The organism is Streptomyces sp. NPDC039423 (assembly GCF_055598725.1).
Genome location: NZ_JBVKAH010000004.1, coordinates 326,607 through 342,966, shown reverse-complemented (window position 1 = coordinate 342,966; position 16,360 = coordinate 326,607). Strand labels below are relative to the sequence as shown.

Here is a 16,360-nt window from a genome sequence, read left to right as displayed (position 1 = left end):
CGCCCATCGCGTCATGGCGCTGTACGTCCTCTTCGTGATCCCCTTCACCGTCGTCTACCTGACGGTCCCCGACCGGCACACCAGCATGTGGGCCGTGATCGGGACGGCGGGGGTCGTCGCGATCCTCATCGGCGTCCGCCTCCACCGCCCGGCGCGACGCTGGCCCTGGCTGATGCTCGCCGCCGCCAACCTGACCTTCACGGCCGGGGACACCACGTACAACATCCTCGAATCGGCCTTCGGCCAGACCAACCCGTTCCCGTCCCTCGCGGACGTCTTCTATCTGCTGGCCTACCCGCTGTTCGCCGCCGGGTTCTTCGGCTTCATCCGCTACCGCACCGCGTCCCGGGACATCGCCAGCCTGCTGGACGCGCTCATCCTCACCTCGGGACTCGCCCTGCTCTCCTGGGTGCACCTCATCAACCCGCTCACCATGGCCGGCGGCGAGACCTGGGTGCACCAGACGGTCGCCATCGCCTACCCGCTCGGTGACGTGCTGATCCTGGCCATGCTGGTCCGGCTGCTCACCCTCGGCGGCACCCGCGAGCGGTCCGTCCAGCTCCTCGCCCTCGGCACGTGCGGCATCCTCACCTCGGACGTCCTGTACGGGCTGATGCAACTCCAGGGGACCTGGCGGGTCGGCACCTACATGGATTTGGGCTGGGTGGTGTTCTTCACCGCCTGGGGGCTGGCCGCCCTGCACCCGTCCATGGTGCGGCTCACCGAGCACGTCCCCCAGCCCGGCCCGGGCCTCGCCAAGCGCCGCCTCGCCGTCCTCGCCGTCGCCTCGCTCATCGCCCCCGTCATGCTGCTGGTCGAGGCGCTGCTGGGCCACGTGCGGGACGCCGCCGTCATCGCCGTGTTCTCCGCCCTGATGTTCCTGCTGGTCATGGCCCGGTTGTGGGAGCTCGTCTCGGAGCACCGCAGGGCGGTCACGCGCGAGCGCAGCCTCCGCGTGGCCGCCGCGTCACTGGTCGGCGCGGTGACCCCCCGGGACGTCGCCCGCTGCGTCGAGGCGGCCGCCACCACGCTGTTCGGCGCGGGGGACCCGCGCGAGGCCGTGCTGCTCGCCGTGGACGCCCGGCGGCGGCTGCGGCCCGTCACCACGGCGGGCGGGCCCTGGACCCGGAACATAGACATCCCGGCCGACGCCCTCGGCAGGGTCGGCGTCCCCGCCCCGCCGGCCCCCGGCACGTCCGCCGGTACGGCCCCGAGCGGCACCCCGCCGGGCACCACGCCCGCGCCGCCCGCCGGCCCGGCCGCCACGCCCCCGCCGCCCGCCGGCACCGGCGGTCCGGCGCCCGCTCCCGCCGCGCCCGCCCCCGCGACGGCCGGCCGCCGCGCCGAGGGGACGCGGCTGGTGGACGTCGCCGCCCTGGGGCCCGAGGCGGCCGCCGCCCTGGCGCCGTCGACCCACGTCGTCCTCAGCCCCCTGACGCTCGACACGCCCCAGACGGTCACCCCACTGATCGGCGCACTCCTGGTCGCCGGGCCGCGCCGCCGGCTGGAGCAGATCGGCACCTCCGTGCAGTCCCTGGCCTCACAGGCCGCCCTGGCGCTCGAACGCGTCGGCCTGAGCGAGGAGATCAACCGGCGCCGCAGCGAGGCCTACTTCCGCACCCTCGTGCACAACGCCTCCGACGTGATCCTGATCGTCGACGACGACGACACCGTCCGCTACGCCAGCCCCTCCGCCCAGGGCATGTTCGGCGGCGCCCTCCTCAGCGGCACCCCCCTCGCCCGGCTCGTCGACGCACAGGACCGCGCCCGGGCCGCCCGCACGCTCGGCCGGGTCCGCTCCGGGGACGCCCGGGACGTCCACGACGACTGGCGCGTGCTGCGCTCCGACGACCAGCGGCTGGACGTGGAGGTCCGGTGCAGCAACCTGCGCCACGAGCAGACCGTCCACGGCATCGTGCTCACCCTCCGCGACGTCACCGAACAGCGGGAGCTGGAGCGCGAGCTCACCCACCGCGCCTTCCACGACGCGCTGACCGGCCTGCCCAACCGGGTCCTGCTGCTGGAACGCCTCGAACGGGCCCTGCTGCGCGGCCGCCGGGTCGCCACCCTCACCTGCGTGCTCTTCATCGACCTCGACGACTTCAAGATCGTCAACGACATGATGGGCCACTCGGTCGGCGACGAACTCCTCGTCGCCGTCGCCCGGCGGCTGACCGCCGCACTGCGGCGCACCGACACCGCCGCCCGGCTCGGCGGCGACGAGTTCGCCGTCCTCATGGAGGGCGTCAGGGAACCCCAGGACGCCGAACGGCTCGCCGCGCAGATCGTCGAGGCCCTCGACGCGCCGTTCCGGCTCACCACCGGCTCGACCAGCGTCTCGGCGTGCATCGGCGTCGCCACGGCCCGGGACAGCGGCGAGGCGGAGGAACTCCTCGGCCACGCCGACCTCGCCCTGTACGCCGCGAAGACCGCCGGCAAGGGCCAGTGGCAGCGCTACCGGCCCGACCTGCACTCCGGCATGGTCGAGCGGCACGAACTCCAGGCCGGCCTGGACAGCGCCATCAGCCGAGAGGCGTTCACCGTGCACTACCAGCCGATCGTCGAGATCGACGGCGGCGCCGTCGCGGGCCTCGAGGCACTGATCCGCTGGCCGCGCTCACGGGGTCTGGTGCCGCCGGACCAGTTCATCACGCTCGCCGAGGAGACCGGGCACATCATGCCCCTCGGCGCCTGGGTGCTCGAACGCGCCGCCCGCGACGTCGCCCGCTGGCAGAAGGCCCACCCCCGCACCCCGCCCCTCTGCCTCAACGTCAACGTCTCCGCCCGGCAGTTCATCGACCCCGGGTTCGTCGAGGACGTACGGCGCGTCCTCGACACCTCCGGGCTGGCGCGCGGCTCCCTCGTCCTGGAGATCACCGAGACCGTCCTGATGCGGCGTGACGAGCAGATCCGCACCGCCATGCGGACCCTCAAGCGGCTGGGCGTCTCCATCGCCATCGACGACTTCGGCACCGGGTTCTCCTCCCTCAGCTACCTGCGGGAGTTCCCCATCGACATGCTCAAGGTCGACAAGTCGTTCATCGACGACATCGTCACCGACGGCCAGCAGGTCGCCCTCGTCGAGGGCATCGTCCGCATCGCCGACGTCCTCGGCCTCCAGGTCATCGCGGAGGGCATCGAGAACGCCGGCCAGCGCGACCTGCTCAGCGCCATGGGCTGCCGCTTCGGCCAGGGCTACCTCTTCGCCCACCCGGTGACCGCCGGCGAGGCCGAACGTCTGCTGGACGCGTCGGGCGGCCACCGGCCGGCCTCCCTCGTCGGCCGCCGCCCCGAAATCCGGACCATCGCCCACCCGGCCGCCCGCGGCGAACCGAGCGTCGGCGACCTGGCCCGCCTCCAGAAGACCAGTCGCATGTGCGACGCCGTCATCGACGAGGTCCACGGCCGCCGCATCCGCATCGGCGACCGCTGGCTGGCCGACTTCGCCTCCTGCAACTACCTCGGGTTCGACTTCGACCCCGAGATCATGGACGCCATCGCCCCCCACGTACGCCGCTGGGGCACCCATCCGAGCTGGTCCCGGCTCATCGGCAACCCCCGCCTCTACACCGAGATCGAGGAACGGCTCGCCGGCCTGCTCGGCGCGCCGGACACCCTGCTGCTGCCGACCATCACCCTCATCCACTCCTCCGTCATCCCCGTCCTCGCGGGAGGCGGGCAGGTGTGCGTGGAGGCCCGCGCCCACCGCACCGTGTACGACGGCTGCCTCGTCGCCCGCGGACAGGGTGCCTCGGTACGGCGCTTCCACGGCGACCGCCCCGACGAGCTGGAGCAACTGCTCGCCTCCGCCCCGCCCGGCGCCACCCGGCTGGTCTGCATCGACGGCGTCAACAGCATGACCGGCAACCTCCCCGACCTGGAACTGCTGGCGCGCATGTGCCGCGCCCACGACGCCCTGCTGTACATCGACGACGCCCACGGCTTCGGCGTCATCGGCGAACGCGGCCCCGGCGAGACCTCGCCGTACGGAGCGAAGGGCAACAGCATCGTCCGCCACCTGGCCGAGTCGTACGACGGCATCATCCTGGTCGCCGGCTTCTCCAAGGCGTACTCCTCCCTCCTCGCCTTCCTGACCGCGCCCCCCGACCTCAAGGCCCACCTGAAGATCGCCGCCGGGCCCTACCTGTACTCCGGGCCCTCTCCGACGGCGTCGCTCGCGACCGTCCTCGCCGGACTCGACGTCAACGAGCGCCGCGGCGACGCCATCCGCGCCGGCCTCCACCGCAAGACGCGGCGCGTGCTGGACCACGTGCGCGGCCTCGGCATCGCCACCCCCAACACCGACGACCTGCCCATCATCGAGATCCCCCTCGCCGACAGCTGGGACCTGGACGCCGTGGGCGACTACCTGTGGGAACACGGCATCTACGTCACCCTCGCCGGCTACCCGCTGGTGCCGCGCAAACAGGTCGGCTTCCGGGTCCAGGTCACCGCCCTCAACACCGACGAGGAGATCGAGCAGCTCAACGACGCGCTCACCGGGCTGGCCGACCGCTTCCCGCTCCAGCAGAGACTGCCGGAGGCGGACGCCGAGCCCGGACCCCTGCCCGGGCCCGACGGTTGGGCGCCATGAGCCGCCCGGGCCGGTACGCCGGCCGCGACGACGACCGCGACGACGCCGGCCGCCGCGACGGCGGCCCACCGCCCCCCGGCCGCGACCACCGGCACAACGCCGACGCGGACTGGGACCAGTGGCCCGTCGCCGCCTACCTGGCCGAGAACTACCGCCGGATGCACGCCTCCGACGCCACCGTCATCCGCCACCACGCCGGCTTCTACCGGCAGTTCCCCGCCGACGGCATCGGCCGGTCGCTGGAGTTCGGCGCAGGTCCCAACCTGTACCCGCTGATGGTCGGCGCGGCGGTCGCCCGCCGGATCGACGCCCTCGAACCCAGCGCCGCCAACGTCGCCTACCTCACCGGACAGCTCGCCCACCCCGACGAGAACTGGGACGCCTTCTACGCCCTGTGCCGCACCCTGGACCCCCGGCTGCCCGCGAGCCTCCCCGACGCACTGTCCCGGGTCGGCGTCCTGCACGCCGACGCCACCGCCGTCCCACCGGGCGCCTACGACCTGGCCTCGATGAACTTCGTCGCCGAGAGCGTCACCGAGGACGCCGACGAGTTCGCCGCCCTGTGCGGCACGTTCATCCACGCGGTACGGCCCGGGGGCCACCTCGTCGCGGCCTTCATGGAGAACATGCCCAGCTACCACATCGGCGCCGGCCTGAGCTGGCCCGCCTTCCCCGTCGACACGACGGCGGTACGGCACGTCTTCGCCCCGTACACCGAACGGCTCCGGATCACCCGCGTGGAGAAGGACCCCACCCTGCCGGACTACGGGGACACCGGAATGGTGCTGCTCCGGGCGGTCCGCACCCCGGTGGACGGGTGACCCCGGCCGGCGACTCCCGGTCCGGACTTGGGAGCCTCGGCCCGGGGACCCTCAGCCGGCCGGCCACCGGCCCAGCAACTCCCGGTACAGCAGCGTGTACTGCGCGGCACAGCGCTCCGGCCCGAAGCGTTCCTCCACCGTCGTCCGCCCCTGCTCGGAGAGCACCTGCCACCAGTGCGGCCGGTCCAGCAACTGGCGCAGCAGATGGCCGGTGCGGCGGGCGTCGCCGGCCGGCGCCCGCAGCACCGTGTCACCGAGCACCGCGAACTGCGGATGGTCGGCGAGGATCACCGGACGGCCGGTGCTCAGCGCCTCCAGGACCGTCAGCGGCAGCTCCGACCGGGCGCCCAGCACCCGCGGGACGAACAGCAACACGTCGGCCGACGCCATCAGTCCGGGCATGTCGGGGACCTGTCCGAGCACCTCGATCTCCCGCAGCCCCTCCCGCTCGGCCAGGGCCGACAGGGACGGCTCCGCCGACCGGGCACGGTGACCGGGGCGGGGGCGCAGCGCGAGCGTCAGGCGGAACCGCGACCCGGCCCGGGCGGCCACCCCGGCCGCCATGACGGCCTCCTCGGCCCCGCCGTGCGGGTGGCAGCCGACGACCAGCACCCGGGGGGTGGGCCCGGACGGGCGGGGCGTGAACGGCCAGCGGTCCAGCCGTATCGCCGGCGGAACGACCCGCACGGGGCCGAACCCGGCGGCGCCGAGCTCCCTCGCGGTCGCCGCGGACAGCGCCACCGTGCGGCCGATCGGACGCGACCGGCGCAGCAGCCGCGCGTCCTGGACGCCCGGAACGGTGTGCAGCACCGGCCTGCCCCGCAGCAGCGGCGGCCACAGCCGGGAGAGCAGCGGAAAGCCGTCGTCGACCGCCAGCACCGCGTGGACGAGGTCGGCACGGCGGGCCAGTACGGCTCCGGCGGCGATCGTCAGGGGCTGTTGGAGGCCGTCCAGCGCCGGGAACGGCACCGCCCGGCCGCGGTCGACGGCCCGCGGGCCGCCCCGGTGCGGCCACCGGGTGAACCAGGTGAAGTCCACGTCCGTCACGGCGTGGGCGACGGCCGCCGCGAGCTGGATGTCCGGCCCCTCGCCGCCCTCGAGGGGCCCGCGGGCGAGCAGCAGGACGCGCGGGCGGCGCGCTCCGGGCGTCATGGCCGGCGCGCACTCGAACGGCCCGCCCGCGAGCGGGGAACGGCGTGAACGGCATATACCGGGGCGTACGCGACGGCGTTCCCGGGCCGGCGGGGCGAGCACCGGCCCGGGAACGACCGCGGCGCGATGCCGGGGACCACCGCCGCGCGGGCGTCGCGCGGCACCGGCGCGCACCCGGACGGCGGCCCGGTGGCCTCCGGCATCGCTTCCCCGGGAGTGGTGGCCACGGGGCGGGGCGTCCGCATACGCCCGCTGTCCCGCGACCACCCGACATGGATCGTGGTCACGTGGTCCTGTGCCGCGCCGAGGGCGAGCGGGACCACGCACACGCGAAGGAGGGCGCGCACGCCCGGGGCGTACGCGCCGATGACGCACCCGACGGTGCGCAGCGCCCCCGTGACGAACGCGCCGTCACGGGGCGGGAAGTGGGACCGTGCGGCGGGGAGGGCAACCGCCCGGTGCGTCCCGGGGACCGGGTGCGGGGGATCCGCCGGGGCTGGATCGCCCTCGGAATCGTCGTGACGTCGGCATGCCGTCGTCCGCGAGGCGACGGCACGGCCACGACGGCGGCGCGGGGCGGAACAGGGCCGGCGTACCCGCACGTGCCGCGCGGTCGCGGCGAGGGCCAGGCGGTCGGAGGTCCGGCGTGCCGGGTGAGGGCGGGGCCGGGCGCCGGAGGCCGGTCCGGCGGCGGGCCAGTCCGTCACCCGCCGCAGCGGATGCGGGGCCGAGAGCGCCGGAGCACGGCTTGCCTGGATCGAGGACACGGGGGACCTCTTCCTGCGACCGCATGCCCTGGAACGGGCATGCTTGTTCTCTATCCGTAGCACATGCCCCAGGGGCGGTCAATGGGACGTGCACGATTATGGAAGGCTCCGGAAAGGCATTCCGCCCGGGCGACGGCGGAAACGGCGCCGAATGCTTCACCTCGGGCGGCGGGACTAGAATTTGAGTCATGGTCGGGCGAATAGAGGACTACGCTCTCATCGGAGACCTGGAAACAGCGGCCCTCGTCGGGAAGGATGGGGCGATCGACTGGCTGTGCGTGCCCCGTTTCGATTCACCCGCCTGTTTCGCCGCACTCCTCGGCGGTGAGGACCACGGCCGCTGGCGCATCGCGCCCGCCGGCGCGGACACCTGCGCCCGGCGTTCCTACGTGGCCGACACGCTGGTGCTCGAATCGGTCTGGGAGACCGTCGGCGGAACCGTGCGGGTCACCGACTTCATGCCGCCCCGGAGCGGGCTTCCCCAGGTCGTGCGGCTGGTCGAGGGGGTGTCGGGGCGGGTCGACATGACGTCGGACGTACGGCTCCGCTTCGACAACGGGCGGATCGTGCCCTGGACCCGGACGGTCGACGGACGGACGGTCGCCGCGGTCGCCGGACCGGACTCCACGCTCCTCCAGGCCGATGCCGACGTCCACATGGAGGTCGCCAAGTCCGGTACGTCGTGCGCGTTCTCCGTATCGGCGGGGGAGCGGATCGCCTTCGTACTCCGCTGGAGCCCCTCGCATATTCCCCCGGCCCTCGGAGTGGCCGCGGTCCCGGCACTCGCCGACACCCTGGAATTCTGGCGCAATTGGGCGTCGAAATGCTTGTACCAGGGACCGTACCGCGATGTCGTCGTCCGTTCCCTGGTCACCCTCAAAGCGCTCACCTACGCACCCACCGGCGGGATCGTCGCGGCCGTCACCTCCTCCCTGCCGGAATGCCTGGGAGGGGAGCGCAATTGGGACTACCGGTTCTGCTGGCTCCGGGATTCCACCTTCACGCTGTCGTGCCTGCTGCGCTCCGGGTACCGCGAGGAGGCCGTCGCCTGGAAGGACTGGCTGGTGCGGGCCGTGGCCGGCGAGCCGTCCGACCTCCAGCCCCTCTACGGGGTGGGGGGACAGCGCCGGCTCGTCGAGACCGTCGCCCCCTGGCTGCCCGGGTACGAGGGATCCCAGCCCGTGCGGTTCGGCAACGCCGCGGTCGGGCAGCTCCAGCTCGACGTGTACGGCGAGGTCCTCAACACCGTCTACTCGGCGCTGCGGGCCGGTGTCACGATCGACGTCCAGGTGTGGCGCCTGATCGCCTCGTTCATGGAGTACCTCGAGGAGCACTGGCGGGAGCCGGACGCCGGACTGTGGGAAGTGCGCGGTCCCCGGCGGCACTTCGTCCACTCCAAGGTCATGTCGTGGGTCGCCGCCGACCGTGCCCTGCGCATGGCCAGGGTCGCGGGTCTGCGCGGCTCGGCGGAACGCTGGCGCGCGATGCGGCAGGAGATCCGCAAGGACGTCCTCCAGCACGGCTGGGACGACGAACTCGGCTGCTTCGTGCAGTACTACGGCTCCCGGCGGATCGACGCCGCCGCCCTGCTGATGCCCCGGCTGGGCTTCCTGCCCCCGGGCGACCGGCGGCTGCGCGGCACGCTGGACGCGGCCCGGCGGCTCGACCACCACGGCTTCCTGCGCCGGTACGCCGACGCGGGGGGCGACCGGGTGCACGAGGTCGACGGACTGTACGGCAGCGAGGGCACGTTCCTGGCCTGCTCGCTGTGGTTCGCCGACTCGCTCGCCCTGACCGGGCGGCGGGACGAGGGCCGGGAGGTGTTCGAGCGCGTGCTGGACGTACGCAACGACGTCGGTCTGCTCTCCGAGGAGTGGGATCCCGTGACCGGCCGCCAACTGGGCAACCTGCCCCAGGCGTTCAGCCACGTGGCCCTGGTCAACACGGCGTTCGCCCTGCACGGCACGCGCGCGGGGAGCCGCGACGGCAACGGCCGGCACGGCCACCACGGCGGGCGGCCCGACGGCGACCTCGCGGGCCGGCACGGCGACGGGAGCCGCGTGGAGAGCGGCTCCCGTGTGCGGGCGGCCCGCTGAGGGCATCGCCCGTCATACGCCGTCGGCCGCGTCGGGCTGTCTCTGCCGGCGCAGCAGCGCCGAACCGGCCAGGAGGGCGGTGAGCATCGCGCACGTCACCGCGGCGGCGCCCGACAAGGCCCATGTGCGTCCCAGACTGCTCTCCAGCAGGGCGAACCCGCTGCTTCCCGCGATCCCGTGCAGGGCCACCACACCGACGGACGTCGCGGCGGCGAAGCCCCACACCCGCGGGGAGTCCCGCACGATCAGCCACTCGCCGAGCACCAGGCAGACCACGGTGACGACGAGCGCCAGGGCGTCGGCGTACCCGCCGGACCGCAGCCCGCCGAAGTCCGTGGGCAGGTGGATCACCCCGCAGGCGAACAGGGCCGCGGCCGCCGGCCAGCGCAGCCCCGACCGGGGCGAGGGCTCGGCCGGACCGCCGGCCGGTTCGGGCACGAGGACCTTCGTCTCCTGCGCCGCCGCCGGCGCGCCCGTGACGGACCGGGGTGGCCGCACATGGGGGTTCTCGGGCACCACCGGGCCGGAGACGGCCGGTGCTGTTCCCGTGATCACCGGCGGGTCCTGGCCGTCACCGGTGCCGAGGATGCTCACGAGCTGGACGACGTCCTCGATGGGCCTGCCGACCGCCGCCGCACGCAACGTCGTGTCGTTGTCGTCGAGCGTGTGGCCGGCCTCGTTGAGCATCGCGACCAACTGCCGGACCTCTTCCAGCGGGCGGGCCACCGCGGCCGCGCGCAGCGCCTCGTCCGCCGGGCTGTCGACGGCCTTGGTGTTCTTGAGCTGGGTCACCAGCGCGGCGACCTCCTCCAGCGGGCGGTAGGTGGCCGCCGTCCAGATGAGAGTCCGTATGCGCTCGTCGCCGTCCTCGTCGTCCGTCCCCGCCCCCGACGTCTCGCCGAGGACGGCGTCGACGAGAGCGGTGTCGACCGCCGAGGGGTCCGCGTCGGCGCGCGGGACGTCGGGGGCGGCGTCCACCGCGTCCCCGGTCACCGGGTCGGTGGACGGGCCCTCCGGGGACGCCGTCACGTCGCCGGCCGCCGCGTCCGGGCGCGCCGCGTCGGCCGGTGCTCCGTCCAGCGTCGGTACGGCCGCGACGGCCGGTGCGGGCGTCCCGCCGGCGGGCGCGGTGCCGGTGGCGGCGGCGTCCCCGGCCGTCTCGGCGTGCGGGCGCCGGTCGGGCGCCTCGCGGTAGGGGGGCTCCCGGTGGACGGCCGCGCCCGGCGTGATGCCGGTGGCCTCGTGGTCGTCGGGGGCCCGGTCCGCCGTGGCCGGCACGCCGTACGCGGGGGTGGCCTCGGGCGTCGCGCGCGAGTACGTGCCGTTCGCGTACGCGCCGTTGGTGTACGTGCCGTTGGCGTACGTCGTCGCCGCCGGGGGCGCGGCCGGGGCCGGGGGCGGCGCGGCGGCGGCCAGGCGCAGGGCCTCGGCGTGCGCGGCGTCGACGTGCACGGTGCCGAACGGCGGCGCCTCGGTGTGCGTCGCGTCGACGGGCACGCCGGCCGGGTCGGGCCGGTCGGGCGGGTCGGGCGGGTGGGGCGGCCCCGCCCTGTCAGGGGCCGCCCCGGTGGGGCGAGTTGTGGGGTCGTCGGTGGTCATGGCGTGGCTCCGTTCGCCGGACTCCGGTGAGGCACACACCGTGTCGGTCGTCGTGCGCCGACTGGGGCGCGCGGTTTGCACCATCTAATGGGCAATCCAGCGAATTGCGCCATCCGGGAAGCGCAGACGGGGTACGCCGGGCGCCCCGCCGTGCGTCCGGACCGCCGCTCCGTTCCCGACGCGCGCCCTATACCTCAAAGTTGAATTTTTGCCATTTGCGCCGCTTGCCCAACTGCGGTCCACTAGAAGTGGAAGCAAACATTCCTTTCCGCATGAAGGGATGGCGACATGTCGTCGACCGAGCGCGAGCTCCAGGGCCGTACCAAGGTCCTGGACAGCGATATCGAGAAGGCCCTCAACCCGGGTGAGGCCGAAGGCTTCTACCGGGACACCCGTGAATGCGGGATCCTCGCCCTTCAGGCCGGGGCGGGACAGGTGCTGCTGGCGCCACCGACGCCGCGGCCGAAGAAGGGCTGACCGACAACCGGCCACGACCCCCGTCCCCACCAGGGCGGGGGTCGTACCCGTACGGGTACGCCGTCCCCCCGGCGCTTTTGAATCTTCTACGAAACAGGGCGCTTTCGCCGTTTGCGTCCTCCGTGCGGCTGGGGTCCACTGGAAGTGGAAGCAAAGATTCCTTTCCGCATGAAGGGATGGTGGCATGACGTCGACCGAGTACGAACTCCAGGACCGGACCAAGGTTGCGGACACCGACATCGAAGCGGCCCTCAACCCGGGTGAAGTCCAGGGCTTCTACCGCGACACTCGCGAATGTGCCGCGCTCGCCCTGCAAGCCGGCGCCGGACAGGTGCTGTTGGCGCCGCCGGCACCGCGCCCGAAGAAGGGGTGAAGGTACGACTGAATGGATGAGTCCGGCACCCCCAACCCCCTGACGGGCACGGTGCGGGAACTCGCCCACCACGTGGTCTCCGCTCTCACGAGCGGGGGCCACGCCCCGGTGTCGGCCGCCACGGCGGTCACGCTCGGGGACGACGACCTCGGCCTCGCGGCCGTACGCGTCGTCGGGGCGGACGTCCTGCTGCCGAGCGTCCTGCACCGCACCGCCCCCGCCCCCGTCGACCTGGCGGTGTGCGAGAAGGCGGTGCTCGCCTACCCTCCCGGCGCCGACGCCTCACCGACGTCGCTCTGGAGCCACTGGGCGATGACCCGCACCCTCCGCGACCTGGGCGCCCCGGCCGCCCTGGCCTCCGGCGGCGCCCCCGACGCCGACGGCACCGAACCCGGCGCCGCCTGGCTGGAGGACCTCCCCTGGCAGGCACTCGGCCACCAGCTCGCCCTGCTCGCACCGCTCGCCGTCCCGGCCGCCGACAGCGCCGTCGCCCGGGTCGCCCGGCGCCGCACCGTCGACGTCGCGCGCGGCTTCGTACGGGCCGTCCGGCGCCGCGGCTGGCTCCAGGCCGCCGGCACCGGCCGCTGGCTGTCCGTCCTCGACGACGTCCCCCCGAGCCTCGGCCTGGACGCCGGGCTGGAGTTCGTCGGCCTCATGGGCGGCGACGACCCGCGCGTGGCCCTGCACCTGCACGCGGCGCGGCTGCTGCGCCCGGCCGACGGGCGGGCGGCGCCATGACGGCACCGGCGGCGACCACCGACGTACGGCGGCTGGCCGAGGCCGCCCTCGGCTGGCTGTCCGACAACCGCGCCGGTTTTCGGCTGGGGGACGACGCCCTGGAGCCGGACGCCGACGTCAACGGCTCCTGGAAACCCCTGGGCGAGCTGGCCCAGATGTGCGCCTGCGTCCGCCGCCACACCCGCCCCGGCACCGTCCTGCACGAGACCGCCTCCGACCTCCTCCGCCACGCCTGGCGCGAGACCCGCGACGGCGCCCTCTTCCTCGACGTGCAACGGCTCGAACCGTGGGCCACCTACCCCCTGGAGGTGTACGCCGCGTTCACCTCCGGCGGCCTGCGCCACCCCGCGTACGAGGAGTTCCTGACCGGCATCGTCCGCACCCGTAGCTGGCGGACGACGGAACTGCTGCCCAACCGCCGCCTGAGCATCCTCAACTCCGAGCGCCGCACGGGCATCACCCCCCACGAGGCCGCCGGCACCGCCCTCCGCCGCACCTGGCTGGGCGCGCTGCCCGAGCCCTGGGCCTTCGAGCGCACCGCCGGGTACACCCTCACCCACGTCGTGTACCACCTCACCGACTGGGGCCACGACGTGCGCGGCGTACCGGCCGACGTCGCCGCCTACCTGGACACCTGGCTCCCCGCCTGGCTCGACAGCTGCGTGGAGACCCAGCACTGGGACCTGTGCGGCGAGTTGCTCGCCGTCGCCGCCAGCCTGCCCGGACCACCGGCACCGGAGTCGACCGAGGACGCCTGGCGGGCCCTCGCCCGCGCCCAGCGGCCCACGGGGGAGATCACCGAGGTGGGCCGCGGACCGCACGGCGAGGAGGTGCCGGCGGTCTTCGTCAACTGCTACCACTCCACGCTGGTCGCGGCGTTCGCCGCGACCCTCACCGCCGCCCGCCGCCCCGACGGCGGCCGGGCCGCCGGAGCGACCCACCGAGGAGCGCAGGGATGACCGCCGCCAGCACCCGCCTCGTCCACACGGTCGGCGTGGGCGCCCTCGAATGGCTCCACGCCCACCGCGACGGATTCCGGCTGGAACCGGACGCCGACCCGGAGACCGGGTACCTCGAACGCTTCAAACCCGTCGGCGAACTCGCCGTCATCTGCAAGGTTCTCTTCCGCGAAGGAGTGGCCGGCTCCCGCCAGGCCGACCTGGCCCGCCGGCTGCTCGACCACGCCTGGCGCGAGGTCCTGGACGGCGGACAGGCACTGGTGCGCGGCCAGCGCACCGAACCGATCTCGCCGATCCCCTTCGAGACGTACGTGCCCTTCCGTGAACTCGGCCACAGCCAGCCGGAGCTGGAGCGGGCGATCCGGCTCAACCACCGGCTCGGAAGCTGGGCGCGGCTGGAGGTGCTGCCCGTCCGCAGACTCGGCCTCAGCGCCTTCGAACGCCGCTTCGGGCTCACCCCGAGCCTCCCCGAGGACGAGGCGTTCGGCCGCACATGGCTGGCCCGCCGCCCCGAACCGTGGACCGTCGACACCCGCATCGGATACGACATCACCCACACCGTCTTCCACCTCACCGACTGGGGCGAGGACCCGGACCGCCTGCCCCCCGAGACCGCCGGCCACCTCCAGCAGTGGCTGCCGGTCTGGCTGGACGACTGGCTCGACCTCGAACGCTGGGACCTGCTCGGCGAACTGCTCGTCGTCGACGCCTGCCTGCCCCGCCCCACCCTCGACGCGTCCGCCTGGGAGGGCTTCGCCGCCGCCCAGCAGCCCGACGGGGCCGTACCCCCGCTGGGCGGGATGCCGGCCGGCGACCCCCAGGACGTCTTCGACCTCGTGTACCACTCCACGCTGGTCGCCGCCTTCGCGTCCGTACTGGCCACCTCACGCGCCCTGGAGCGGCTGACCGCCGAGGCCCCGGCGTGACCGGCACGCCGACGACCGACGCGGAACGGCTCGACGAGGCCGTACGGGCCGTCGACGCCCCCGACGTCGTCTTCGCGCTCTCCCGGCACGGCCACCGCACCGTCCGCAGCGGCGGCACCGCGCCACCGCCGCCCGTATCGCGCGAACACCTCCGGTACGAGATCGGATCGGCGACCAAGACCTTCACCGGCCTGCTGCTGGCCGACCTCGTCCACGCGGGCGCCCTGTCCGGCAACGACCCGGCGGCCGCCCTCCTGGACCCGGCCCGGCCACCCGGCCGGCGCCCCGCCACCCTCCTGCACCTGATCACCCACACCTCCGGACTGCCCCCGCTCCCCGCCGACTTCTACCCCCAGGCGCTGCCCCGCTGGGCCACCAACCCCTACGCCCACTACCCGCCCGAACGGGTCGTCCGCGCCTTCCTCCGCGCCCGCCCCCGCCACCGGCCGGGCACCCGCTGGCGCTACTCCAACTTCGGGGTCGCCGTCCTCGGCCAGACCCTCGTGGCGGCCACCGGCACCCCCTGGGAACAGCTCCTCACCGACCGCGTGCTGCGCCCCCTCGGACTGCACGACACCGCCCTGCGCCCCACCGGCCCCGGCACCGACGCCACCGGCCACCGGGCGGACGGCACCACCCCCGTACCGCCCCTGCTCATCGGCGGCTTCCAGGCGGCGGGCGCCGTCCGCGCCACCCCGGACGACCTGCTCACCTTCCTGGAGGCACACCTCCACCCCGGCGGCTCCCCCGCGGCCGCCGCGCTGCGGGAGGTGCGGCGCCCGCTGCTGCGCCGCGGCCGGGGCCACGCGCACACCCACACGCTCGCCTGGTTCCACCACCCCGCCGACGACGGCACCATGTACTTCCACATCGGGGCCACCAGCGGCCAGACGGCGTTCCTCGGCTTCCGCCCCGACCGCGACACGGCGCTGGTCGCCCTCTCCACCCGCCGGTTCCGCGCCCGGGACACCCTCGTCCCCACCGCCTACACGCTGCTCGGCTCCACGGAGGACTCCCCATGCTGACGACCGACTTCGTCCCCGGCACGCCCAACTGGATCGACCTCGGCACCCGGGACACGGACGCCGCCGCGGCGTTCTACGCGGCCGTCTTCGGCTGGACGTTCCAGTCGGCCGGCCCGGACGCCGGCGGGTACGGGTTCTTCCAGCGCGACGGCGGCACCGTCGCCGCCCTCGGCCCGCTGACCGAGGAGGGCGCGAGCCCCGCGTGGACGCCCTACTTCCACACCCGTGACGCCGACGCCACCACCGATGCCGTCCGCCGGGCGGGCGGTTCGGTCCGCGTCCCGCCCATGGACGTCTTCACCGCCGGGCGGATGGCCGCCTTCACCGACCCCACGGGCGCCGGCTTCGCCGTCTGGCAGCCGGGCGACACCAAGGGCCTGGACACGGTCATGGAGCCCGCCACCCTCTGCTGGACGGAGCTCCACACCACGGACGCGGCCGCCGCCAAGGACTTCTACCGCGCGGTGTTCTCCTGGGAGTACGAGGACCGGGACATGGGCGGCGGGCTCGTCTACTCCGTCGTCTCCGCACCCGGCGGAGGCGGGGGCGACCACCCGGGCCAGGGCGGCATCATGCCGCTCGCCGACGAGGACCCGGCCGCCGGCTCCGGCTCGGCATGGCACCCCTACTTCGGGGTGACCGACTGCGACGCCACCGTCGCCACCGCCACCGGGAACGGCGCCACGGTCCTGGTCCCGCCGGTGGACGTCCCCGGGGTGGGACGCCTCGCCATGGTCAGGGACCCGGGCGGCGCGCCCTTCGCCCTCATCAAGGGCGATCCGGCGACGACCTGACCGCGCGCAACCCGGCACGGCGCACCCGGCACGGCGCTC

12 protein-coding genes are annotated in these 16,360 nt (G+C 74.4%); 10 read left to right on the top strand and 2 right to left on the bottom strand.

Annotated features, from left to right (window positions below):
- Positions 1-13 precede the first annotated feature (13 nt).
- Positions 14-4,594, top strand: coding sequence for an aminotransferase class I/II-fold pyridoxal phosphate-dependent enzyme (locus ACZ7LK_RS15720; RefSeq protein ID WP_469463354.1), 4,581 nt, complete (start codon positions 14-16; stop codon positions 4,592-4,594).
- Entirely contained in the window at positions 4,591-5,415 is an 825-nt protein-coding gene (locus ACZ7LK_RS15715; RefSeq protein WP_471141112.1) for a class I SAM-dependent methyltransferase, read from the top strand. The genes ACZ7LK_RS15720 and ACZ7LK_RS15715 overlap by 4 nt, the downstream gene beginning before the upstream one ends.
- 51 nt (positions 5,416-5,466) lie before the next feature.
- Here ACZ7LK_RS15715 and ACZ7LK_RS15710 read toward each other — a convergent pair whose 3' ends face one another.
- Positions 5,467-6,567, bottom strand: a complete 1,101-nt coding sequence (locus tag ACZ7LK_RS15710; RefSeq protein ID WP_392273574.1) for a glycosyltransferase — start codon at positions 6,565-6,567, stop codon at positions 5,467-5,469.
- Between the two features lie 955 nt (positions 6,568-7,522).
- Here ACZ7LK_RS15710 and ACZ7LK_RS15705 point away from each other — a divergent pair.
- On the top strand, positions 7,523-9,430 hold the full coding sequence (locus ACZ7LK_RS15705) for a glycoside hydrolase family 15 protein (RefSeq protein ID WP_392273575.1): 1,908 nt from the start codon (positions 7,523-7,525) through the stop codon (positions 9,428-9,430).
- Between the two features lie 12 nt (positions 9,431-9,442).
- Here ACZ7LK_RS15705 and ACZ7LK_RS15700 read toward each other — a convergent pair whose 3' ends face one another.
- Positions 9,443-11,029 carry a hypothetical protein gene (locus ACZ7LK_RS15700; protein WP_471141108.1) on the bottom strand — a complete coding sequence of 529 codons (1,587 nt, stop codon included), beginning with the start codon at positions 11,027-11,029 and terminating at the stop codon, positions 9,443-9,445.
- 288 nt (positions 11,030-11,317) lie between these two features.
- Between ACZ7LK_RS15700 and ACZ7LK_RS15695 the strand changes: the two genes are divergently transcribed.
- The 7 genes from ACZ7LK_RS15695 to ACZ7LK_RS15665 all read left to right on the top strand — a co-directional run bounded on the left by ACZ7LK_RS15695 (position 11,318) and on the right by ACZ7LK_RS15665 (position 16,321).
- A complete protein-coding gene (locus ACZ7LK_RS15695) occupies positions 11,318-11,506 on the top strand; it encodes a hypothetical protein (RefSeq protein WP_392273577.1) in 189 nt (62 codons plus the stop codon).
- Positions 11,507-11,690: 184 nt separating this feature from the next.
- The gene (locus ACZ7LK_RS15690; protein ID WP_469463357.1) at positions 11,691-11,879 is read left to right on the top strand and encodes a hypothetical protein; all 189 of its coding nucleotides are present in this window, start codon (positions 11,691-11,693) and stop codon (positions 11,877-11,879) included.
- Positions 11,880-11,891: 12 nt separating this feature from the next.
- Positions 11,892-12,617, top strand: coding sequence for a hypothetical protein (locus tag ACZ7LK_RS15685; RefSeq protein ID WP_471141104.1), 726 nt, complete (start codon positions 11,892-11,894; stop codon positions 12,615-12,617).
- Positions 12,614-13,576: a DUF6895 family protein gene (locus ACZ7LK_RS15680; protein ID WP_471141101.1), complete on the top strand. Its 963-nt coding sequence runs from the start codon at positions 12,614-12,616 to the stop codon at positions 13,574-13,576. The genes ACZ7LK_RS15685 and ACZ7LK_RS15680 overlap by 4 nt, the downstream gene beginning before the upstream one ends.
- On the top strand, positions 13,573-14,502 hold the full coding sequence (locus tag ACZ7LK_RS15675) for a DUF6895 family protein (protein WP_469463360.1): 930 nt from the start codon (positions 13,573-13,575) through the stop codon (positions 14,500-14,502). The genes ACZ7LK_RS15680 and ACZ7LK_RS15675 overlap by 4 nt, the downstream gene beginning before the upstream one ends.
- Positions 14,499-15,527, top strand: coding sequence for a serine hydrolase domain-containing protein (locus ACZ7LK_RS15670; protein WP_471141097.1), 1,029 nt, complete (start codon positions 14,499-14,501; stop codon positions 15,525-15,527). The genes ACZ7LK_RS15675 and ACZ7LK_RS15670 overlap by 4 nt, the downstream gene beginning before the upstream one ends.
- On the top strand, positions 15,521-16,321 hold the full coding sequence (locus ACZ7LK_RS15665) for a VOC family protein (protein WP_471141094.1): 801 nt from the start codon (positions 15,521-15,523) through the stop codon (positions 16,319-16,321). Before ACZ7LK_RS15670 ends, ACZ7LK_RS15665 begins: the two co-directional genes overlap by 7 nt.
- Positions 16,322-16,360: the final 39 nt, after the last annotated feature.